The sequence below is a fragment of the Providencia alcalifaciens DSM 30120 genome, assembly GCF_000173415.1.
In the GTDB taxonomy this organism is placed as follows: domain Bacteria; phylum Pseudomonadota; class Gammaproteobacteria; order Enterobacterales; family Enterobacteriaceae; genus Providencia; species Providencia alcalifaciens.
Genome location: NZ_ABXW01000052.1, coordinates 1 through 22,821, shown reverse-complemented (window position 1 = coordinate 22,821; position 22,821 = coordinate 1). Strand labels below are relative to the sequence as shown.

The 22,821-nt window shown below is 42.3% G+C and carries 22 protein-coding genes; 15 read left to right on the top strand and 7 right to left on the bottom strand.

What is annotated here, in order from left to right:
* Window positions 1–54: 54 nt before the first annotated feature.
* A complete protein-coding gene (murP, locus tag PROVALCAL_RS12010; protein WP_006659543.1) occupies window positions 55–1,524 on the bottom strand; it encodes a PTS N-acetylmuramic acid transporter subunit IIBC in 1,470 nt (489 codons plus the stop codon).
* A 27-nt stretch (window positions 1,525–1,551) separates the two neighbouring features.
* Window positions 1,552–2,463 carry an N-acetylmuramic acid 6-phosphate etherase gene (gene murQ / locus PROVALCAL_RS12005; protein WP_006659542.1) on the bottom strand — a complete coding sequence of 304 codons (912 nt, stop codon included), beginning with the start codon at window positions 2,461–2,463 and terminating at the stop codon, window positions 1,552–1,554.
* Window positions 2,464–2,714: 251 nt separating this feature from the next.
* On the opposite strand from murQ, the gene PROVALCAL_RS12000 reads away from it, so the two are divergent.
* Both PROVALCAL_RS12000 and adiA read left to right on the top strand, forming a co-directional pair.
* The gene (locus PROVALCAL_RS12000) at window positions 2,715–3,575 is read left to right on the top strand and encodes a MurR/RpiR family transcriptional regulator (protein WP_006659541.1); all 861 of its coding nucleotides are present in this window, start codon (window positions 2,715–2,717) and stop codon (window positions 3,573–3,575) included.
* A gap of 96 nt (window positions 3,576–3,671) precedes the next feature.
* Window positions 3,672–5,942: an arginine decarboxylase gene (adiA, locus tag PROVALCAL_RS11995; protein ID WP_006659540.1), complete on the top strand. Its 2,271-nt coding sequence runs from the start codon at window positions 3,672–3,674 to the stop codon at window positions 5,940–5,942.
* Window positions 5,943–6,043: 101 nt separating this feature from the next.
* Here the strand turns inward: adiA and PROVALCAL_RS11990 are convergent, their stop codons facing one another.
* The 3 genes from PROVALCAL_RS11990 to PROVALCAL_RS11980 form a co-directional block, all read right to left on the bottom strand.
* Complete coding sequence (locus tag PROVALCAL_RS11990) at window positions 6,044–6,766, bottom strand: Lnb N-terminal periplasmic domain-containing protein (RefSeq protein WP_006659539.1); 723 nt, start codon at window positions 6,764–6,766, stop codon at window positions 6,044–6,046.
* Window positions 6,763–7,959, bottom strand: coding sequence for a peptidase (locus tag PROVALCAL_RS11985; protein ID WP_226890336.1), 1,197 nt, complete (start codon window positions 7,957–7,959; stop codon window positions 6,763–6,765). The genes PROVALCAL_RS11990 and PROVALCAL_RS11985 overlap by 4 nt, the downstream gene beginning before the upstream one ends.
* A gap of 430 nt (window positions 7,960–8,389) precedes the next feature.
* Window positions 8,390–10,324 carry an ABC transporter ATP-binding protein gene (locus tag PROVALCAL_RS11980; protein ID WP_006659537.1) on the bottom strand — a complete coding sequence of 645 codons (1,935 nt, stop codon included), beginning with the start codon at window positions 10,322–10,324 and terminating at the stop codon, window positions 8,390–8,392.
* Window positions 10,325–10,475: 151 nt separating this feature from the next.
* On the opposite strand from PROVALCAL_RS11980, the gene kefG reads away from it, so the two are divergent.
* From kefG to PROVALCAL_RS11955, 5 genes are all read left to right on the top strand, one after another.
* Complete coding sequence (gene kefG, locus PROVALCAL_RS11975) at window positions 10,476–11,036, top strand: glutathione-regulated potassium-efflux system ancillary protein KefG (RefSeq protein WP_006659536.1); 561 nt, start codon at window positions 10,476–10,478, stop codon at window positions 11,034–11,036.
* Entirely contained in the window at window positions 11,029–12,837 is a 1,809-nt protein-coding gene (gene kefB, locus PROVALCAL_RS11970) for a glutathione-regulated potassium-efflux system protein KefB (protein ID WP_006659535.1), read from the top strand. The genes kefG and kefB overlap by 8 nt, the downstream gene beginning before the upstream one ends.
* 9 nt (window positions 12,838–12,846) lie before the next feature.
* The gene (locus PROVALCAL_RS11965; protein WP_006659534.1) at window positions 12,847–13,050 is read left to right on the top strand and encodes a YheV family putative zinc ribbon protein; all 204 of its coding nucleotides are present in this window, start codon (window positions 12,847–12,849) and stop codon (window positions 13,048–13,050) included.
* A gap of 86 nt (window positions 13,051–13,136) precedes the next feature.
* On the top strand, window positions 13,137–13,742 hold the full coding sequence (slyD, locus tag PROVALCAL_RS11960) for a peptidylprolyl isomerase (RefSeq protein WP_006659533.1): 606 nt from the start codon (window positions 13,137–13,139) through the stop codon (window positions 13,740–13,742).
* A 249-nt stretch (window positions 13,743–13,991) separates the two neighbouring features.
* Window positions 13,992–15,329, top strand: a complete 1,338-nt coding sequence (locus PROVALCAL_RS11955; RefSeq protein WP_039861950.1) for an aryl-sulfate sulfotransferase — start codon at window positions 13,992–13,994, stop codon at window positions 15,327–15,329.
* Between the two features lie 4 nt (window positions 15,330–15,333).
* Here the strand turns inward: PROVALCAL_RS11955 and PROVALCAL_RS11950 are convergent, their stop codons facing one another.
* Window positions 15,334–15,555: a SlyX family protein gene (locus tag PROVALCAL_RS11950; protein WP_006659531.1), complete on the bottom strand. Its 222-nt coding sequence runs from the start codon at window positions 15,553–15,555 to the stop codon at window positions 15,334–15,336.
* Between the two features lie 233 nt (window positions 15,556–15,788).
* Between PROVALCAL_RS11950 and fkpA the strand changes: the two genes are divergently transcribed.
* The gene (gene fkpA, locus PROVALCAL_RS11945; protein WP_006659530.1) at window positions 15,789–16,532 is read left to right on the top strand and encodes an FKBP-type peptidyl-prolyl cis-trans isomerase; all 744 of its coding nucleotides are present in this window, start codon (window positions 15,789–15,791) and stop codon (window positions 16,530–16,532) included.
* Window positions 16,533–16,604: 72 nt separating this feature from the next.
* On the opposite strand, the gene PROVALCAL_RS11940 is transcribed toward fkpA, so the two are convergent.
* Complete coding sequence (locus tag PROVALCAL_RS11940) at window positions 16,605–17,288, bottom strand: hypothetical protein (RefSeq protein ID WP_006659529.1); 684 nt, start codon at window positions 17,286–17,288, stop codon at window positions 16,605–16,607.
* A gap of 329 nt (window positions 17,289–17,617) precedes the next feature.
* On the opposite strand from PROVALCAL_RS11940, the gene PROVALCAL_RS11935 reads away from it, so the two are divergent.
* The 7 genes from PROVALCAL_RS11935 (at window position 17,618) to fusA (ending at window position 22,740) form a co-directional block, all read left to right on the top strand.
* Window positions 17,618–18,322 (top strand): helix-turn-helix transcriptional regulator, encoded by a 705-nt coding sequence (locus PROVALCAL_RS11935; protein WP_006659527.1) that lies wholly within the window; start codon window positions 17,618–17,620, stop codon window positions 18,320–18,322.
* Window positions 18,319–18,723, top strand: coding sequence for a sulfurtransferase complex subunit TusD (tusD, locus tag PROVALCAL_RS11930; RefSeq protein WP_006659526.1), 405 nt, complete (start codon window positions 18,319–18,321; stop codon window positions 18,721–18,723). The genes PROVALCAL_RS11935 and tusD overlap by 4 nt, the downstream gene beginning before the upstream one ends.
* A gap of 40 nt (window positions 18,724–18,763) precedes the next feature.
* Entirely contained in the window at window positions 18,764–19,123 is a 360-nt protein-coding gene (gene tusC, locus PROVALCAL_RS11925) for a sulfurtransferase complex subunit TusC (RefSeq protein WP_006659525.1), read from the top strand.
* Window positions 19,124–19,162: 39 nt separating this feature from the next.
* A complete protein-coding gene (gene tusB / locus PROVALCAL_RS11920; RefSeq protein ID WP_006659524.1) occupies window positions 19,163–19,450 on the top strand; it encodes a sulfurtransferase complex subunit TusB in 288 nt (95 codons plus the stop codon).
* 134 nt (window positions 19,451–19,584) lie between these two features.
* Window positions 19,585–19,959, top strand: a complete 375-nt coding sequence (rpsL, locus tag PROVALCAL_RS11915) for a 30S ribosomal protein S12 (RefSeq protein WP_004265905.1) — start codon at window positions 19,585–19,587, stop codon at window positions 19,957–19,959.
* A gap of 97 nt (window positions 19,960–20,056) precedes the next feature.
* Window positions 20,057–20,527, top strand: coding sequence for a 30S ribosomal protein S7 (gene rpsG / locus PROVALCAL_RS11910; RefSeq protein ID WP_004262486.1), 471 nt, complete (start codon window positions 20,057–20,059; stop codon window positions 20,525–20,527).
* Window positions 20,528–20,613: 86 nt separating this feature from the next.
* On the top strand, window positions 20,614–22,740 hold the full coding sequence (fusA, locus tag PROVALCAL_RS11905) for an elongation factor G (RefSeq protein WP_006659523.1): 2,127 nt from the start codon (window positions 20,614–20,616) through the stop codon (window positions 22,738–22,740).
* The last annotated feature ends 81 nt before the right edge of the window (window positions 22,741–22,821 follow it).

Sequence of the window (22,821 nt, the reverse complement as noted above, 5' to 3'; positions counted from 1 at the left end):
TAAATAAAAAAGGCACGTTAAGTGCCTTTTTTATCGTTCAATTCAAATCATCATCTAATCTAAATCGACATTTTTACTACCAAACAGGTAGGTGAAAATGAATCCACACAGATACGAAACTAAGACACCGCCAGCATACACAGCCATGGCTGGAAGCACGCCTTGGTCAGAGGTCATCAGTGGAATCGCAATTAATCCGGAAGGTCCGAACACCGTATTTAAACCAACAGGTAAACCCATCCAGGCTACGGCACCAATAAAGAACCCACCGGCAGCACCACCTAAACAGGCTGTCACAAACGGTTTTACTCGCGGTAGTGTGACACCATAGATCAATGGTTCACCGATTCCTAAGAAGCCTGGGAATAACGCTCCACCAATTTGGCTACGCGTCACGGAGCCTTTTTTCGCTTTTACATACAAGGCTAATGCTGCGCCGACTTGGCCCGCTCCAGCCATTGCTAAGATTGGAAATAGTGAGTTAAAGCCTTGGGCTTCGACTAATGCCACATACACAGGAATAAAACCTTGGTGGACACCGAACATGACCGCAATTAAGAACAAGCCTGCTAATACCGCGGTTCCTATCGGGTTGCCATTTAAGTGCATGAACAGCCAAGACATTCCTTCGAAGAGCCATACGCCGATAGGCATGATGAAAACAAAGGTAGCAGCCCCAACGATGAGCAGTGTAATGGTCGAGGTTAAAATAATATCTAAGCTTGCAGGAATAATTTTACGAACTTGTTTTTCGACCCAAGCACCGAAAATACAGGCAATCAGGATACCGATAATGTTACCTCTAGGGTCGATATACCAACCAAAGAAGTCTGTCATACCAGAATAGAAGCCTTTAGTGGCAGCCGGATCGTAGCCTAAAATAAACAGTGCTGCGATAATCGCCCCGTTCACACCACTTCCGCCAAAGGCTTTTTGTGCATTATAACCGATTAGCAGTCCCATAAAGGTGAATAGACCTTTACCAAACACGCTCATATAGGCAATTAAGCTTTTTAGATGCTCCAGCTGAGTTGAATCCGCAGGGAATAAATTTTGGTTTGCTGACAATAATGTTAGCAATGACGCTAATCCCATTAACAGACCTGCGCCGATAAAGCCTGGAATTAATGGGGTAAAAATGGTCGCGAACTTAGATAAAAACCGATGGACTGCACTGGTTTGTTTCTTCTTAAGTTGCTGTTTATTCGCAGAGGCGATCTCTGTCAGATCTTGCGTCGCCGACGCATCGTGAAGATCATCGGCTTCGCCGCTCTCTAGCATCTGCTTCATCAGATCTGCGGCTGCTTGAGCTTTACCAGGACCAAGAACAACTTGTAGTTGGTCATCACTTTCAATCACACCAAGTACACCCGCAATTTGTTTGATTGCCGCTTTATCCACGAATTGGTCATCATGTAATGTGAGTCGCAAGCGGGTCATGCAGTTGCCGCATTGCTTGATATTACGACCGCCACCTACGTGTTGCAGGATCTGCTGTATCATTTCATTGGTTATTTTAGCCATACTGTTTCTCTCATAAATATCCGTTGATTAGACGGATTTTGCGATGTTGAGGGCAGTGCGAATAAAGCCATGGTTTTTAGCGAGTAATTGACGAGCTTCATCGGCATTTAAACCCGATAAAATCATCAAAATCGCTGTCTTACAGTGTCTATCACATTGTTGTAATGCAGATTCTGCGGTCTGGCGGTCACATTCAGTTGCTTCCATCACAATCTTGGTTTGGCGTTCGATAAGTTTGGCATTCGTCGCTTCGACATCGACCATCAAGTTACCAAACACCTTGCCGATGCGGATCATCGCTCCGGTGGTGATCATATTTAGAATGAGTTTTTGAGCCGTTCCTGCTTTCATTCGTGAAGAGCCTGTGACAACTTCAGCGCCAACAATAGGGGTAATGGCAATGTCGGCGGCTTGAGAGACAGGGCTGTCAGGGTTACAGCTAATCGCCGCGACGGTAGCACCTAAGGCGCGAGCGTATTTCATGGCTCCCAGTACATAGGGAGTACGCCCACTCGCCGCGATCCCAACGAGAACATCGTTTTGATTAAAATTGATATTTTTTAAATCCTGTTCACCGAGTTCGGGTTTGTCTTCTGCATTTTCAACGGCACGAAAGATGGCTTGGTGACCACCGGCAATCAGCCCAATCACTTGTTCATGTGGGGTTCCATAGGTAGGAGGACATTCACTGGCATCGAGGATCCCTAAGCGTCCTGATGTGCCCGCACCGGAATAGATTAAGCGACCACCACGTTGGAAGGCATCGGCAACCTTATCGACCAATTGTGCAATTTGCGGTAAGGTTTTTTCCACAGCCAAAGGGACTTTTTTATCTTCATTGTTAATCACTTGAAGCATTTCAAGGGTAGACAATTGGTCAATGTGGGTGCTGGCTTCATTGCGACTTTCCGTGACCATCTTGCTTAAATCAATCGACATAGTAATAACTCCTTAAACGTATCATGAGGGGTATGCTATGGAATTATTTATTCCTTTGATGTGATGGCTATCACGGTGCAATCTATTCTCTCTTGCCAAAATAAGCGAATAATCTTGGTTGCTTATTACTCGATAAAATAATAATTATTTGAATTTAAATAATTAATTTTCAAGCATTGAGTTTTTATTGCAGGAATAATTTATTTGTAAATTTATTCTGTAGATAAAGGTTTACCTTCTTGAGGGCTATTATGACGTTACTTGATACCATCACGTACCTATTACCACGACTCGCGGAAAATCAACGTAAAATTGCGCAATTTATCTTAGAAAGTCCTGAAAAAGTGCTGAAACTGTCCTCTTCGCAATTGGCAGAACAGCTTGGAATCAGTCAATCCGCTATTGTGAAGTTTAGTCAAAAGTTAGGCGTAAAGGGGTATCCCGCGCTGAAACTGGCATTGAGTGAAATTATTGGTCGCCAGCAGCTCGATATAGGAGAACCCCATAGTGCGTTGCATAACCGAATTACTCAAACGGATAGCTTGATGGTGGTCGCCCAGAAGCTGGCATTAGAGAAAAATTATTCCATCACCGAAACAACTAAACGCCTTGATTTTAAACAGTTTGAAAAAATCATTCAGCGCATAGACAGTGCGCAGCGTGTGCAAATTGTCGGGATTGGAGGCTCAGGTCTCACTGCGAAAGATTTAAGCTATAAGCTCCAGAAGATTGGAATTACGACACTGGTGGAGCCTGATCACCATGTTCAAATTGCCGCGGCATTAACGTTAACACCACAAGATGTACAAATTGTCATTTCCTTTTCTGGAAAGCGTAAAGATATGCTCACTGCCGCCAATATTGGACATCAAAATGGGGCTTGTGTTATTGCGATTACGCGCTCGAAAGATTCTCCTCTAGCGCAAATGTCGGATTATATGTTGGAAAGCGTGGCGGAAGAGAATGAATGGCGGAGCTCTTCTATCTCTTCAAGAACGGCACAAAATACCCTTACCGATTTGTTGTTCATGGCATTGCTACAAAAACGGGAAGATAAAGCGAAAGCCTTGGTGATGAATGCAAAAGTGATGATAAATAAACTTGATGAATAACGATTAATGCCTCGATAACTTTGCAAAATAACTTTATCTGCGTTAAGACTAAAGGAGATATTATTTCGCTTAAAATAATTAATTGAGGGAGAGTCCATGAGGGCGTTGATCGTTTATACCGAGCTAACAGATGAAGATTCTGTGATCAGCCATGCGGTAGCACGGCTGGCAAGTGAACTGAATGACGAGCATGTAGAAACGGTCATTATTCGTGATTTCGAGGATGGTCTTGCCTATATCCGCTCAAATACCAGTATTGACTGCTTGCTTTATGGGCGAGATATGTCTGATAAGGAAGAGCAAGCGCAAGCCCATCGACTAATTACCCAGCTTCATCGTCGTCAAGAAGATGTGCCTGTTTTTCTCTTGAGCGATCGTGAAGAAGCTTTAGTGGCTTTTGACCGAAAAATGATGGAGCAAGTGGATGAGTTTGCGTGGATTTTAGAAGACTCAGCCGACTTTATTGCTGGGCGAGTTCTCGCCGCAATTATTCGCTACCGCGCTCAATTACTCCCTCCATTAATGAAAAGCCTAATTAAATACAGTGATGTGCATGAACATTCATGGGCTGCGCCAGGGCACCAAGGCGGAGTCGGCTTTACGAAAACGCCAGCGGGGCGTATTTATCATGATTTCTTTGGTGAAAACTTATTCCGTACGGACATTGGTATTGAGCGGGTTGCCGTGGGATCACTTCTTGATCACACTGGCGCATTCGGTGAATGCGAAAAAAATGCCGCACGAATTTTTGGCGCAGACCAGTCTTACTCTGTGGTGGTGGGCACATCAGGCTCGAACCGTACAATTATGCAGGCATGCATGACGGATGAGGATGTCGTAGTTATTGACCGTAACTGCCATAAATCCATCGAGCAAGGTTTGATTTTGACGGGAGCAAAACCAGTTTATATGGTTCCAAGCCGTAACCGCTATGGCATTATTGGGCCAATTTATCCAACCGAAATGTCTCCTGAAGCTATCCAAGAAAAAATCGCTAACAACCCGTTCACCGAGGATAAACTGGGCAAAAAACCTGCCTATAGCGTAGTGACAAACTGTACTTATGATGGCGTTTGCTACAACGCACGCAAAGTCCAGAATTTACTGGATAAATCTCTCGATAGGATTCATTTTGATGAGGCATGGTATGGCTATGCCCGATTTAATCCCATTTACCGTGACCATTTTGCGATGCGTGATGAAGAACGTAAGGATGACGATCCAACGATTTTTGCGACTCACTCGACCCATAAATTACTGAATGCGCTTTCGCAAGCATCGTTTATTCATGTCAGAAATGGGCGTAATGCCATTGATTTTAATCGCTTTAACCAAGCGTATCATATGCATGCAACTACCTCTCCACTGTACGCTATCTGTGCTTCTAACGACATTGCCGCGGATATGATGGATGGAAATAGTGGGCGCTCATTAACTGACGAAGTGATTCGTGAAGCCATCGACTTCCGTCAATCACTGGGTTATCTCTACAAAGAGTTTCAAAATGATGGGGAGTGGTTTTTCAAGCCGTGGAATCAGGAAACCGTGAAGGACCCTGCAACAGGTGAACGTTACGATTTTGAGTTCGCGCCTGTTGAGCTTTTGATGAAAGAACAACGCTGCTGGGTGATGAATCCGGAAGATACATGGCATGGATTCAAAAATATCCCTGCTGATTGGGCGATGCTTGACCCTATAAAAGTGAGTATTCTGGCGCCGGGTATGGGGGATGATGGTAAATTACTGGATTCTGGTGTACCCGCAGCCTTGGTCACAGCATGGCTAAATCACTACGGTATTGTGCCAACGCGCACCACAGATTTTCAAATTATGTTTCTGTTTTCTATGGGGATCACCAAAGGTAAGTGGGGAACATTGGTCAATGCATTGCTCTCTTTTAAACGCCACTATGATGCTAATACTCAGTTAAAAAAAGTGTTGCCGGAAGTGGTAGAAGTCGCACCTGATATTTATGGTGATATGGGGTTGCGTGATTTGGGCAATAAAATGTTTGCGTATTTGCAACGTAATAACCCTGGCAGTCAGCTTAATCAAGCCTACTCCGAGTTACCGAATGTCATGATGAGCCCCCGTGATGCGTATCAACAGATTGTTGCTAACCGTGTTGAAGCCGTACCGTTAGACAAATTGGCTGGACGTATTGCGGCGAACTCGATTATTCCTTACCCGCCGGGGATCCCAATGTTGTTATCGGGCGAAAGCTTTGGAGAAACCGACAGCCCACATATTGGCTATTTGCGTAGTTTACAAGCGTGGGATAGCGAATTTCCGGGTTTCGAGCATGAAACGGAAGGCACAGAAAAAATTAATGGCGAATACCATGTGATGTGCGTGAAAGCTCGATAGTGAGAATGTAATTAAATTTAGGGGTTAATACCGAAAATAGATCCTTATCAGGGATTAGCTAAGGATCTATTGTGTCTTTCTGCCGGTTACTATGAGCGGAATTAACGCCTAATCTGGTGTGAGAATGTGTGGTTAACTAATGGAATGATAGGAATTTTTTGTTTATTAAAATAATCGTTATCTTCAATAAAGCCTAATTGATGGCAATATTGTGAAGCATAGCCACTGACTAAAAGTTTCCAATTGAATTTAAAGTCTGGATAAGTTTTTTTTGCGATTTTATAAATACTGGTTGTGCAGTTATTCCACATAGAATGATATTTTTCATCATTTTCTTTCAATGAATTGATTTTATCCATGTAATTGATAAACAATTCAGTAATAAGTGGTTTATCTAAATTTAAGGGATAAATATAGACTTGCTCATTGCGTAAATTAACCCGCGTACCAATCAAATCCTGCTCATCCGCGACCACATAGATAATATCGTAGTTATAGAAAAAACCTTTCCAAACCGAAAATTGCTGATGTGATTTTCGCCGTGTTTCAATGGAAAAAGAGACATAGTCTCCATTGGAAAAACCAAAACTCAAAAAAACATGGGCAATCATTTTACCAGACCAATGTGACTGTACTAAATCGACACTTTGCAGATCAGACAAGTTGTAATGTTTGGTACCCCATATGTATTCGTTTTTATCTGTGAATTGAAACGAACGAAAATTGTGGATGGCAACCTCTGAAGTATCGCGGTTAAAATCCATAGAGGATTTATAGCGATACTCCGTTCTCCACTCGTCTTTAGGAAGTAAATTACTCATCATCGCATTTTCAATAGAACGGACATGGCTCGGGAGTAATCTAAAACAATCCCCGGTGTCCACGTCATTATACTTGCATGTTTTCTGAGCTGGGACATGACCCAAAGTTCAGGGCTAAAGAGTAATTTAAGTAGCAACATGAAGCCGCCTTTTTTCTCAGTAAAATATCCTTCAGTACTTTTTATTAGCGCTAAAGAGACAACGGTTGAGCAATTACGGTTAGTTAAATTGTAGGTCGTGTCTTTGCTGTATTCACGCCAAAAAGCATCCAGTTTTTCTTTACTGACCCCTTCAATGGTTAATTTGAAATTAGACGGCGGCGCAATTTTCATTTCATCAAGATAACTGATTTGAAAAACGCCAGTGTCATTGTTTTCTTCCGTGGATTTTAATATCTGTAAGAATTGCGCCGTATCGCGGTCAATATCTTTCTCTGGGTAGTGGCTGATATAAATCTCATCGAGTTCAAAGGCGACATGCCCTGTACTAATGACCCCCTGAGAATTGCGGGAGACAATGTAGCGCTGGATAATTTTAAAAAATAACGGTAGTTGCCCTGTGGTTGTCCAAACATGTAGGGTGCCGGATTCTCTGTCTGAAGATGAGTGATTACGTACAAAAGTTATTTGATCCACATCATCGGATATCCGGCTACTGACGACAAAATAGTACACAAAGAATGAGTCTAGGGAGAAGATCATAATCAGCGTACCGACATCCCAATAGACTTGGCGGGATGAATAGTCAAAAGACCATGGAATAAAATTCCATAAGCCAAGTAAGAACTCAATAATGGATACGGTAAACATCAGTTTCCAGCGCTGAAACTTTAAAACCACGCTGTTGGACATTTTCCAGATAGCGCTGACCATCAGATATAAGCCAGTAATAAAGCCAGAAAGAACGGTTTCCCAAGCATGTATTTTGGAAAATAACACAATGTAGACCATAAACAGCAGCACTAGCCCACGGCTGATTCGTAATCCTCGAGTGGCACCTTGGCAATATGCTGAGCAAACAAAGGAACGAATGGCTTCCAATAAAATTGGAATACATAGAAAAATCATGTACTCATGGGGATCTGCAAAAAAAGGTAATAAGAAAAAGCAGGCGCCAATAAACACACCAAAGAGTGTTAATGCGAGAATAAACCAAAAATATTTTTTTGCTGTGTTTCTGCCATAGAGCATTGTCATTATATAAATCATGCTGTACCAACCATAGAATCTAGATAAGTGCTAATGCCTTATCTTTATAGGTTTTTATTTTTTAATTTGTCGGATAGGCTTCATTATAATGGGGATATTACAGTGACAAAATAGATGCTCGCTGAAGTGTTTTACTATGATTTTAATCTATTGAAGAATAAGTGTTATTTTTAATATTACACTTTCTTTGATTGGTTTTAACTGCTTGAAGTTAATGATATGTTAATATTTAAATCTATTAATTACACCTCAAATCTTCAGATTATTTTTTAAAAAAACTATAAATAAGATTTTTATGTGTAATTTAAATTTTTAAAGGTTTTGCACTAATTAAGAATATCTAATTTGGTCTTATTGTAAAAATAGCCCTTATTAATATGACCTTAATAAGGGCTTATTCATTGAAATAAATTACCGATTAACCTGCTTCAAACTCATTGGTCATGGTTTCTAGCTGTTCTTGTAAATCCATCCACTCCATTTCAACGTCTTCGAGTGCGGATTTTTGTTCTGTCTGTTTCTTCAAACAGTCAGTGAGCTCCGCTTTTTTATCTTGCTCATAAATGGCTGCGTCAGATAATTTTGCCTCTAATTCTGCCAAGGAAATCGAATACTTTTCCATTTTCTTTTCCAATTCCGTAATTTTTTTACGGATGGGTTGAGTCAGTTGACGGAACTCGGCTTCTCGGCGTTTTTGGTCTTTTCTATCTTGTGCCGTGACGGTTGAGGTACTGGCTGGTTTTTCTTTATCAAGCAGTTCCCGTGCTTGCTGCAATTCCATTTTGTTTTGTTCGGCTAACCATTGTTGGTAATCTTCAAGGTCGCCATCAAATTGCTCGACTTTTCCACCATGAACCAGATACAGCTCGTCGGTTGTGGTACGCAGTAAGTGTCTATCATGGGAAACCACCACTAAGGCCCCTTCGAAAGCCATTAATGCTTCAGTCAGTGCTTGGCGCATGTCCAAGTCTAAATGGTTGGTTGGCTCATCGAGTAACAGTAAATTAGGGCGTTGCCAGACAATCAGCGCTAATACTAGGCGAGCTTTTTCGCCACCGGAAAATCGCCCACTAGGATCAGTCACTTGATCGCCTTTAAAGCCAAACCCTCCTAAATAGTCACGTAACTGTTGTTCTGTTTGCTCTGGCGCTAAGCGGGCAAGATGCTGCAACGGGGATTCATCAGCGTGCAAATATTCTAATTGGTGCTGGGCGAAATACCCCAGTTTAATGCCCTTGGCGAGGGAAATTTCACCGTGCAATGGGGGTAAATCTCCCGCTAACATTTTGATTAATGTTGATTTACCTGCACCATTTCGCCCAAGTAAACCAATGCGTGAGCCGGGGACTAAATTCAATTTAATGGATTCTAATACCACTTTTTCACCGTAACCAGCACTGACTTTTTCCATTTTTAATAATGGGTTAGGTAAGCTTTCTGGTTTGCGGAATGAAAAATGGAATGGGTTATCCACATGTGCAGGGGCAACCATCTCCATACGCTCAAGCATTTTAATACGGCTTTGAGCTTGCTTCGCTTTCGTTGCTTGTACTCTGAAGCGGTCAATGTAGCTTTGTAAGTGAGCGGCTTTGGCTTGTTGGCTCTCATACAGAGCCTGTTGTTGTGCCAATTTAGTGGCACGTTGACGCTCGAAAGAGGAGTAGTTACCCGTGTATTCGAACATCGTTTCTTGTTCGATATGCAGCACTTTATCGATAATAGGATCGAGGAAGTCCCTATCATGGGAAATCAAGATCAGTGTGCCTGAGTAGCTCTTAAGCCATTTTTCCAGCCAAATGACGGCATCTAAGTCTAAGTGGTTCGTTGGTTCATCGAGCAACAATAAATCAGAACGGCACAATAGGGCTTGCGCTAAGTTCAAGCGCATACGCCAGCCACCCGAAAAGGATTTTACTGGGGACTGTAGTTGTGCCTGACTAAAGCCTAAACCATGTAGTAGGCTGGCCGCACGGGATTGAATCGTCCATGCATCAATGGCATCTAACTGTCCGTGAACCACGGCAATGGCATGACCATCATTTTTTTCATTCGCTTGCTGGAGTTTTTGTTCTAGGGCACGAAATTCGCGATCGCCATCAATCACATACTCAATACAAGGCACATCAAGGGCTGGGGTTTCTTGATTAACCCATGCCATTGACCAATTGCTTGGAAAGGTTGCTGATCCTGCTTCTGCTTGTAATTCACCTTTTAGCAGTGCCAGCAATGTGGATTTTCCGCAGCCGTTTTTACCCACTAATCCGACTTTCTGTCCCGGATTGATAGTCGCAGTTGCATTGTCCAGCAGAACACGTACACCTCGGCGAATTTGTAATGAAGAGAAAACAATCATAGAAACCGTCTATTGAAAATATGTTAAATTATTGAGTTAGATATATTCGAATAAAAAAGTTATTACTGAAATATATTAAGCTTAAAATACATTTAGCAGGCTGCATGGTAACGGAAAATTATCCGCCTGACACGCCTTTGAGGAGGGAAAGATGTCAAATTCGCTAAAAGTACTGGTGGTCTACGCTCACCCAGACCCCCATGAGTCAGTTGCTAATCGTCTGTTATTAGATGCGGTGCGTGATTTTGATAATGTCACTATCCATGATTTATATGCAACATACCCCGATTATTTTATTGATGTCACCGCAGAACAAAAGCGACTTTGTCAGCATGATGTCATCGTATTTCAGCATCCTCTCTATACTTATAGTTGCCCCGCTTTATTAAAAGAGTGGTTTGACCAAGTGCTGACTCGCCGGTTTGCCACAGACCAAGGTTATCAAAAGTTAAAAGGCAAATATTGGCGTTCGATTATTACGACAGGGGAGCCAGAAGAGTCTTACCAGCATGGCGGCTATAATCGCTATCCGTTATCCGAAATTCTTCGCCCATTTGAATTGACTGCGTTGATGTGTGATATGCAGTGGCTAGAACCGAGTATCATTTATTCTGCCCGTCGACTGAGCAAACAACAATTACAGCAAGCAGTTGAAGAATATAAACAATGGATGAAGCAGCCCCTCAATATGGGAGATATTTCAAATGGATGAGTTGAATCTATTTGAGTCGGTGATCATATTTTTATGCGCCGGTGTTGTGATGGTGCCAATTGCCCAAAAAATCCGATTGGGTGCGGTGTTAGGGTATTTACTCGCTGGGATCATCATTGGTCCTTTTGTGTTGGGTTTTATCCGCAATGTGAATGATATTCTGCATTTCTCTGAGTTAGGTGTTGTCTTCTTAATGTTCTTGATAGGGCTCGAGCTGAAGCCATCTAAATTATGGGAACTGCGTCGGTCAATTTTTGGTGTGGGAACCATCCAAGTGGTTGTCACTGCGGTGCTAATGGCAGGGGTGCTCATTTTGGCACAATTTTCTTGGCAGGCTGCGGTAGTCGGTGGCTTGGGCATGGCGATGTCCTCGACGGCGATGGCGCTGCAATTGATGAACGAAAAAGGGATGTCTAATCAAGAAAGTGGGCAGCTTGGTTTTTCCGTTTTACTGTTCCAAGATATGGCCGTTATCCCCATTATGGCGTTGATTCCGTTATTAGCCGGTGATACGGGGAGCAGTGATTGGTACAAAATTGGTTTGAAAGTGGTAGCGTTTGTAGGGCTGTGGGTTGTCGGTCGCTATTTATTACGTCCACTATTTAGACTAGCCGCCAAGTCGGGGGTGCACGAGATTTTCACGGCAGCCGCGCTGTTAGTGGTATTAGGTTCGGCACTGATTATGGAAAGCCTAGGGTTCTCAATGGCTTTGGGAACATTTATGGCTGGAGTGATGCTGGCGGAAACAGAATTCCGCCATGAACTAGAGATTAATATCGAGCCGTTTAAAGGATTATTGTTAGGGCTGTTTTTTATCTCTGTTGGTATGTCTCTGAATCTACAAGTGTTGTGGACTTACCTTCCACAAGTCTTGATCGCTGTTGTAGTATTAGTCGCGGTGAAAGCACTGGTGTTGTATGCGCTAGGGTTTGTGGCTCGCTTACGTAATGGTGCTCGCGCACAGTTTTCTGGGGTATTGAGCCAAGGTGGGGAGTTTGCCTTCGTGATTTATGCCACCGCGTTTGGCGCGAGTGTTATTGATGAACGTCAAATGGACCTCTTGTTGGTTGTGGTGACTTTGTCGATGATGACAACGCCACTTGTGATGCAGCTGATAGATGCGTATCTCAACCGCCGTTATAATCAGCAAGCGACATCGACAGAAAAACCGTTTGTGGAAGATACTAATCCTCATGTTATTTTAGTGGGATTTGGGCGCATGGGGCAGGTGGTTGGTCGTTTGTTGATGGCGAATAAAGTGAACATTACGGTGCTTGAACAAGATGTCACGGCAATTAGCACGATGCGCCGCTATGGATATACCGTTTATTATGGGGATGCGCGTGAGCTGCAACTTCTTCGTTCGGCAGGCGCGGATAAAGCGAAATCGATTGTGATCACCAGCAATGTGCCTGAGGAAGTGATGGAAATTGTGCGTATTTGCCAAGAAAATTTCCCTAACTTGCATATTATTGCACGAGCTAAAGGGCGTTTAGAGGCACACGAATTATTGCACAGTGGCGTGACGGATTTCAGCCGTGAAACCTTCTCAAGTGCGCTGGAAATGGGCAGTAAGGCGCTAGTTAGTACCGGTATGCACCCTCATAAAGCTTATCGAGCCAAGCAACATTTCCGCAGACTCGATATGCGTATGTTACGCGATATCATTCCTGAAAATGAAAACAGCGACAGCGGGCAAATCTCACGCATTAAAGAGGCGCGGCGTGAACTTAACGAACTTTTCGAAAAAGAGATGCAAAGAGAAAATCGCCAACCGCATAGCTGGAATAACGAACAGTAAGGTAGAAAAATGGCAGCAACACGTAAGCGTTTTATTGCTGGGGCAACTTGCCCTAAATGCAAGTCTCAAGACACCTTAATGATGTGGCGAGAAGACAAAATTGATGTGGTTGAATGTGTGAGCTGTGGGGATCAACAGCGCCAAACCGAAGGTGATGCCACTGAGCATGTGAGAAAGCAAGAACAAGTTATTGGGATTTTTACCCCAGAATAAGAGAATTTTGTCAATTCTCAATACAGCACAATTGTTTTCCGGTACAATTGGCAAAAATTTTTCCCTTACGGGTCGTAGGAGATGTCATGAAAGTAGCAAAAGACTTGGTTGTAAGCCTCGCTTACCAAGTAAGAACAGAAGACGGTGTTTTAGTTGATGAGTCCCCGGCAAATGCGCCAATGGATTATCTGCATGGCCGTGGATCTTTAATTTCTGGTCTGGAAAAAGCATTAGAAGGTCGTGAAGTTGGCGAACATTTCGATGTCGAAGTCGCTTCAGACGATGCATATGGTCAATACGATGACAACTTAGTTCAACGCGTACCAAAAGATGTATTCATGGGCGTTGACGAGCTGGAAGTGGGTATGCGTTTCTTAGCGGATACTGATATGGGTCCAGTTCCTGTTGAAATCACTGGCATCGAAGGCGATGAAGTTATCGTCGACGGTAACCATATGTTAGCAGGTCAAAACCTGAAATTTAATGTTGAAGTCATGGCTATCCGTGAAGCAACAGAAGAAGAAATCGCACATGGTCACGTCCATGGTGCTGATGGTCACGACCATGACCATGATCACGAAGGTGGTTGCTGTGGCGGTGGCGGTCATAGCCACGGTTCAGAAGGCGGTTGCTGTGGTGGTGGCGAAGGTCAAGGCCACGGACACAAGCATGGTGGCTGTGGTTGCCACTAATCTCTAAAAAAGAGATTCAATAAAAAGTGAACTCGCTTTTTATTTCGAAAGTAGGCTCAACATTTTATGTTGGGCTTTTTTTTACTCAACATTCAGTCTCAAGTATTCACTGTTATTAAATTTAATAATTACTGAAATTTATTGTAAATCAGTTGGTTATTTTTCTAACTTATAATTCCCATGATTTTTATCGAGATTAATTTCTTTGTTTATCTCGTGTCATTGTCTCAATTATCGAGGAAAATCATTATGGGAATGCCCTCTATTTACCCTACAAAAACAACCATTTATAAACCAGATAAAGCCTGGAATGGTTATACATTATTTTCAGTGGCTAATAAGGGCGCTGTGCTTATTGATATGAATGGCAATGAAGTTCATGTTTGGCAGGACAGTAATGGAGTGCCTTGTAAAATGTTACCTCGAGGCAATCTGCTGAGTTATGAATGGTCAAAAGAAGGTGATAAATATCGCGAATATACTCGGTTGGTCCAGCGGGATTGGGACAATAACGAAGTTTGGTCATTTGATCGTGTCGAATTATTGACGGATGATGCTGGGGAGCAATATTGGTCTGCAAGAGCCCATCATGATTTTCAACGGGAAGGAAACCCCGTCGGGTATTATACGCCTGACTTGATATCCCCTATCTATGAAGGCAAAACATTATTACTTTGCCATCGAAATATTCAAAATCCTCAAATATCAGATAAGCCATTACTGGATGACGTCTTTGTTGAGGTTAATTGGCAGGGAAATATTGTATGGACTTGGGCGCTTAGTGATCACTTTTCAGAGCTCGGTTTTTCTGAAACCGCAAAGAATGTTTTTTATCGTAATCCTAATCTCATATCTGATGGTGTGGGGGATTATTTACATATCAATAGCCTATCTCTGCTTGGCCCCAACAAACATTATGATAATGGCAATACTGATTTTCATCCTGAGAATATAATATGGAGCTCTCGGGAAGCGAATATTATTGGAATTACCGGCCGTGAAACAAGAAAGATTGTATGGCAAATTGGACCTGATTATACCCATGATAATGTTAAACATTTAGGGGGGATTATTGGTCAACATCATGCCCATCTTATTCCTCAAGGGTTACCGGGTGCGGGGAATATTTTACTGTTTGATAATGGCTGGCAAGCAGGCTATGGGCAAGCAACGCCAACCTCGCTTTATGGATTAAAAAATGCGGGTCGTGACTATTCTCGAGTCTTGGAGATAGACCCGATCAGTTTAGATATTGTTTGGCAGCATTCTGCAAATGAGCAGGGATTTAAAATGCCGACAAATCGTTTTCGATTTTTTAGTCCGCATGTTAGCAGCGCACAACGACTCCTCAATGGTAATACATTGATTACAGAGGGCGCGGATGGACGAATTATTGAAGTTACTAAGGAAAATAAAATTGCTTGGGAATATATTTCCCCCTATACCGATGAACAATACGCCTGGGATAACATGATTTATCGGGCTTATCGAGTTCCCTATGAATGGGTACCTCAATTGGATAAGCCCGAAGAGGTGGCTTTGCCTGATATTGATATCTCCCAATTTCATATCAGGGGGAAAAGTTGAGAGACTAATAATGGGGAGGGGGAGTCTCTTCTTCAGGACGCGCTAGGTGAGATGATTGCGACGCTTTCAATCTTTCCGCAACGATACGCAAATGTTCCTGCATTTTTGACAGCTGCATTTGTTGTTCTGTGATCACTTGGTTGAGCTGTTCAATGGTTAATTCTTGAAAGGCAACTTTGCTTTCCAAAAGTTCTAAACGCTGTTCAAAATTGTTTGATGAATCCATTTTAGGATCTCCTTATGGGTTCTCACCATGAAAAAAACATCATAATAACCGAACATTACAAATCAACAGATAAGTTTTATTTAAAGGTGTAGGCGTTGAAACCTCTTTTTGTTAATGTGGTCTAAGATATTCTTATATTTATTGTGTTAACTGACAGCTTGTTTTTTAAGATAAGGAACAGCTATCAATAAAAATGAGCGTAATAGCTCGAATAATAGCTATCGGAGATTAGGATGAAATCACTGTTTAAGGCAAGTCTATTAGCAACAACATTAGCATTCGCTTTCACTGCACCACAAGTTATGGCAGAAGAAGCAAAAACACAAGCAAGCGCGTTCAAAAATGCAGAAGAGCGTAACGCGTATGCATTAGGTGCCTCTTTAGGTCGCTATATGCAAAACTCTTTAGAAGAGCAAAAATCTATTGGCATTAATCTGGACAAAGCCCAATTATTAGCTGGTGTGCAAGATGCATTCAGCGGCAAAAGTAAAATGACAGATGCGCAAGTTGAAGAAACGTTACGCCAATTCGAAGGCCAAGTGAAAAAAGCGGCTGAAGATAAAATCAAAGCTGAATCTGCTGCTAACGTGAAGAAAGGCGAAGAGTATCGCGAGAAGTTTGCGAAAGAAAAAGGTGTCGTGAAAACTAAGTCTGGTCTGTTGTACAAAATTGAAAAAGACGGCACAGGCGCAAAACCTAAAGAAGACGAAACAGTGGTCGTGCACTATAAAGGGTCTCTGGTTGATGGAACAGAATTCGATAGCTCTTATTCACGTAATGAACCACTGACTATCCCATTGAATTCAGTCATCAAAGGTTGGACAGAAGGTTTAGCTAACCTGAAGAAAGGCGGCAAAATGACATTAGTTATCCCGCCAGAATTAGCGTATGGTGAAAACGGTGTTCCAGGTATTCCTGCGAACTCAACGTTGATCTTTGATGTTGAATTATTAGATATCAAACCAGCTGCTAAATAATGTTTGAGTGAGCGCTACATCATGTAGCGCTCTTCGTATAAGGGAATAAATGACGACCTAAAAAAGCGTTGTTTAATCGACCCAGCCTCTTAAAGATAGTTCGATATCATACGTATCCGCGATTACTGCAAGATTTTCATGAAATTCATCACTGGCTATTGATTGTTTACGGTGATTTTTTGTGTAAAAAACCATATCAGAATCAATTAAGTACAGTTTTTTATCTGAACCTTCCTTTACATTACCTTCCGAGTCTATGTCGTACATGACTCTGTCTTTTGAATTCATAAATTCAACAACTTTTTTACCTGTCACGGAATGACCTTGAATAAATTTAGACACTAAAACATGTTCACCATTACTTAAGTTGGCTTCTCGTGAGTAATCAGAACCATTGAATTCATTGGTAATTCGAGAGGTTCGAGTACAATTAGAATTAGAACCTTGAAAGGAATCTTCAGTTAACGCTATTTTTATGACATATGATCCTAATTTATAGGCTCGACCATAATCGCCTTCACCGATTAATGCTCCATAGGTAGAAATGTACTCTTTACTGTAGTTTTTTAATGCGTTGGCAAAAGTATCAATATCTTTGTTTGTATCTTGGTTTATATAGGAAAAGTAGAGCTGATTGTAGGTGTTTGAAACGGAGGCTAGGCTGTGGGTTAGACCTTTTTGTGTCTGTTCGACGAAGTAAGTTGAAGTTTTTTGCAGGATATCTAGCATGCGAGTATGCGCATTTATCATTGGCATTATTTATGTCCATATCTAATATTGCTAAGACTTTGAAGGCTATTACTTAAACTCCGTAACATCTATTATAAAACGCGGTTAATATAAACACAGCCATTCGGCTCTTGTGTAGCGATTGATTTACGTAAAGATTGTGATAAAACATACTCTCTTGCATTCATTCGCTTGACGGCAACGCCTCGGAGTTTTAACTTCAATAGATTCGTTTTTATTTTTAATCATCACATCCGTTGACTATGTACAACAGAATGAAGGCAAATGAGTCGAATAATGAATGCCTCATTGGTTGACTGGATGAATTTTATACACTTTAGAAGGATGACGTTGAAATGTCTGATGCATTACAATCCCAAGACCTCAGTGATATTAATATTCTAGATAACCAGCCGTTTACTGAGACTGACCACGAAATTTTGAAATCATATGAAGCTGCGGTTGACGGGCTCGCTATGCTAATTGGTGCGCATTGTGAAATTGTTCTTCATTCTCTAGAAGATCTAAAATGTTCAGCAGTGAGAATAGCTAATGGTCAGCATACAGGGCGTAAGATTGGCTCGCCTATTACTGACTTAGCGTTAAGAATGCTCCATGACATGGCCGATGCAGAATCAAATGTATCCAAAGCGTATTTTACGAAAGCTAAAAGCGGTGACCTAATGAAATCCGTGACGATTGCGATTCGTAACCGTAAGCAGCGTGTTATTGGTTTACTGTGTATTAATATGAACTTAGATGTACCATTCTCAGAAATTATTAAATCATTTGTTCCTGAAGAAAAACAAGAAGTGACTTCAGATGTAAACTTCGCATCTTCTGTTGATGACCTAGTTGCTCAAACATTGGAATACACCATTGAAGAAGTCAGTAATGACCGTAATGTTTCGAACAATGCGAAAAACAAGCAAGTGGTTCTGAATCTATACGAGAAAGGAATCTTCGATATTAAAGATGCAATCAATCAAGTTGCTGACCGTCTGAACATTTCGAAGCACACCGTCTATTTATATATACGCCAATTTAAGAGTGGTGAATGAGTAAAGCAAACCCGCTAACATATTGTTTGTTAGTGACAGGCCCTACATATGGTACTTCGCAATCAGCGAGTGCCTATCAATTTGCCAATGCTCTTCTTGAAGAAGGGCATATATTGAAGTGCATTTTCTTTTATCAAGATGGCGTTCTTAACGGCAACACCTTGACTTCTCCCGCGACTGATGAATTTGATTTAATCAAAGCATGGCGTAAACTTGCACAAGAATCTGGGTGTGAAATGAACATTTGTGTTGCTGCGAGTCTGCGCCGTGGTATTACCGACGAAGAGCAAGCACAAGCATTGTCATTACCAGCCTATAACTTATCTGAAGGTTTTGTCATGAGCGGCTTAGGCAGTTTAGCTGAGGCGATGTTGACAACAGACCGAACTATTCAGTTTTAAGTCTGAACACCATGAACAGCACAACGATATAAGGTATTTTGTGAAAAAGATTGCGTTTGTTTTTACGACGATGCCTCATGGCAGTGCCAGTGGACGAGAAGGGCTGGATGCATTATTGGCAACTTCAGCATTGACTGAGGATATTAACGTATTCTTTATTTCGGATGGTGTATGTCAACTACTTGCGCACCAGCAACCCAAAGAAATTTTGGCTCGAGACTATATCGCGACATTCAAAGTCCTACCATTGTATGATATTGAAAATATTTACCTGTGTTCTGAATCATTACAGGAAAGAGGGATTAGCCAGCAGAATGATTGGGTTGTCACTCCTGAATTTTTAACGCCACAACAAATTCAAGCACACTTATCTGCTTGCGACGTCGTGCTTAAATTTTGATCTTGCGTTCAATTTTTGATCTGTAGTAGGATCCCGCCTATGTTATACACCTTAGCCACTTCTCCATTTAAAAGCGATTTTTCCGCAATGCTGCGGTTAGTCACAAATGAAGACGCTATATTGTTGTTCCAAGATGGTGTTCTGGCTGGTATTTCGCGGTCTAAATATCTTCTTGAATTACAAAATAGCGGAGCTCAAATTTATGCCTTGGATGCAGATATTTACGCCCGAGGGCTGCAAAATCAGATCGCTGATGGCGTTTCTATCATCTCATACCAAGGTTTTGTAAAGCTAACTGAAGCTCATAAGCAACATTTTGCCTTATAAAGTCACTAAAAGTTGTATATTTCTTGACACCCGAGCCAGTCGGCAATAAAATTTCGCGTCCTCGTGTATCGTCATGTTGGCGAACGAGGTCAAATCCGTGTTTACGAAGCAAAAAACCAGGAGCTTTTTTAATAATGGCAACTATTAATCAGCTGGTACGCAAATCTCGTAGCTCGAAGGTTGTTAAAAGCAACGTTCCAGCACTGGAAGCTTGCCCGCAAAAACGTGGCGTATGTACTCGTGTATATACTACCACTCCTAAAAAACCAAACTCAGCATTACGTAAAGTATGCCGTGTTCGTTTAACTAACGGTTTCGAAGTTTCTTCCTACATTGGTGGTGAAGGCCACAACTTGCAGGAACACTCCGTAATCCTGATCCGTGGCGGTCGTGTTAAAGACTTGCCAGGTGTGCGTTATCACACCGTTCGCGGCGCACTGGACTGTTCTGGTGTTAAAGACCGTAAGCAAGCTCGTTCTAAATACGGCGCGAAAAAACCTAAGGCTTAATGGATTTCCGTTAAGTAAGGCCAAACATTTTAATCTTAATGTCAAAATACTCTCGTAGAGTTTTGGACAAACCTGAATTAACAACGGAGTCATATCCATGCCACGTCGTCGCGTAATTGGTCAACGTAAAATTCTTCCAGATCCTAAGTTCGGATCAGAATTACTGGCCAAATTTGTAAATATCCTGATGGTAGACGGGAAAAAATCTACTGCTGAAGCAATCGTATACAACGCACTTGAAACCCTTGCTCAGCGTTCTGGTAAAACTGAACTTGATGCATTCGAATTAGCACTTGATAACGTGCGTCCGACTGTGGAAGTTAAATCCCGCCGTGTTGGTGGTTCAACTTACCAAGTTCCAGTTGAAGTTCGCCCGGTTCGTCGTAATGCCCTGGCAATGCGTTGGATCGTTGATGCTGCTCGTAAACGCGGTGATAAATCTATGGCGCTTCGCCTGGCAAACGAATTATCAGACGCTGCTGAGAACAAAGGTTCCGCTGTTAAGAAACGTGAAGACGTTCACCGTATGGCAGAAGCTAACAAGGCGTTCGCACACTACCGTTGGTAATCTCTTACCAATCTTAGTGATGTATCTCAGGGTAGCTTTCAGCTGCCCTTTATATGAAGAATTGAACGCCCACGAGAGAGGAAAAAATGGCCCGTCAAACGCCCATAGCACGTTATCGTAACATCGGTATCAGTGCACACATCGACGCCGGTAAAACCACAACTTCTGAACGTATTCTGTTCTATACTGGTGTAAACCATAAGATCGGTGAAACCCACGAAGGTTCTGCAACAATGGACTGGATGGAGCAAGAGCAAGAGCGTGGTATTACTATCACTTCCGCTGCGACTACTGCATTCTGGTCTGGTATGGCTAAACAGTATGAACCACACCGTATCAACATCATCGACACCCCGGGACACGTTGACTTCACAATCGAAGTAGAACGTTCTATGCGTGTTCTTGATGGCGCAGTAATGGTTTACTGTGCAGTTGGTGGTGTTCAGCCACAGTCTGAAACCGTATGGCGTCAGGCTAACAAATATAAAGTTCCACGTATCGCGTTCGTTAACAAAATGGACCGTATGGGTGCGAACTTCTTACGTGTTGTTGAGCAATTAAAAACACGTTTAGCAGCTACTGCAGTTCCACTGCAATTACCAGTCGGCGCAGAAGAGTCGTTCACTGGTGTTGTTGACTTGCTGAAAATGAAAGCAATCAAATGGAACGACGAAGACCAAGGCGTTACCTTCGAATACGAAGATATCCCTGCGGACATGCAAGAGCTGGCTGAAGAGTGGCACAACAATCTGATCGAATCCGCTGCAGAAGCATCAGAAGAACTGATGGAAAAATATCTGGGCGGTGAAGAACTGACTGAAGCTGAAATCAAAGGCGCTTTACGTCAACGTGTTCTTGCAAGCGAAATTATCCTGGTTACCTGTGGTTCTGCATTTAAGAACAAAGGTGTTCAGGCGATGCTGGATGCGGTTGTGGATTACTTACCAGCTCCTACAGATGTACCGGCAATTAACGGTGTTCTGGACGATGGTAAAGATACTCCAGCTGAACGTCATGCAAGTGACGAAGAGCCGTTCTCATCTTTAGCATTTAAAATTGCAACTGACCCATTCGTTGGTAACCTGACATTCTTCCGTGTTTACTCCGGTGTTGTTAACTCAGGTGATACTGTTCTGAACGCTGTTAAAGCGAAGAAAGAGCGTTTTGGTCGTATCGTACAGATGCACGCTAACAAGCGTGAAGAGATTAAAGAAGTTCGCGCTGGTGACATCGCGGCTGCTATCGGTCTGAAAGACGTAACTACAGGTGATACTTTATGTGCAGTTGATGCACCAATCATCCTGGAGCGTATGGAATTCCCAGAGCCAGTAATCTCTGTTGCAATCGAACCAAAAACTAAAGCTGACCAAGAAAAAATGGGTATCGCATTAGGCCGTCTGGCTCAAGAAGACCCATCATTCCGCGTATCAAGTGATGAAGAGACTAATCAGACTATCATCGCTGGTATGGGTGAATTACACTTGGACGTTCTGGTTGACCGTATGCGTCGTGAATTCAAAGTTGAAGCGAACGTTGGTAAACCACAAGTAGCTTACCGCGAAGCAATCACGACTAAAGTGACTGACATCGAAGGTAAACACGCGAAACAGTCTGGTGGTCGTGGTCAGTACGGTCATGTCGTTATCGATATGTACCCACTGGACAAGAAAGACAAAGATGGTCTGCCAATGGACTACGAATTTGTCAACGAAATCAAAGGTGGTGTAATCCCTACGGAATACATTCCTGCGGTTGACAAAGGTCTGCAAGAGCAGCTGAAATCTGGTCCATTAGCGGGTTATCCAGTAGTTAACATGGGTGTTCGTCTGCATTTCGGTTCTTACCATGATGTTGACTCCTCTGAATTGGCGTTTAAACTTGCGGCATCAATCGCATTTAAAGACGGCTTCAAAAAAGCGAAACCAGTTCTGCTTGAGCCAATCATGAAAGTTGAAGTGGAAACTCCAGAAGACTACATGGGCGATGTAATTGGTGACCTGAACCGTCGTCGTGGTATGATTGAAGGTATGGATGACTTACCTACTGGTAAAGTTGTTCGTGCACAAGTACCATTATCCGAAATGTTCGGTTATGCTACTGACCTGCGTTCTCAGACACAAGGTCGTGCTTCATACTCTATGGAGTTCCTGAAGTACAATGAAGCGCCAAACAACGTTGCACAAGCTGTAATTGAAGCTCGTAACGCTAGATAATCGATTTTTATCGATTTAACTACTTTAATTTAAGTTCCTTCTCATCGTGAAGAGGGAACTCCATAAGGAATAGAGTCGTGT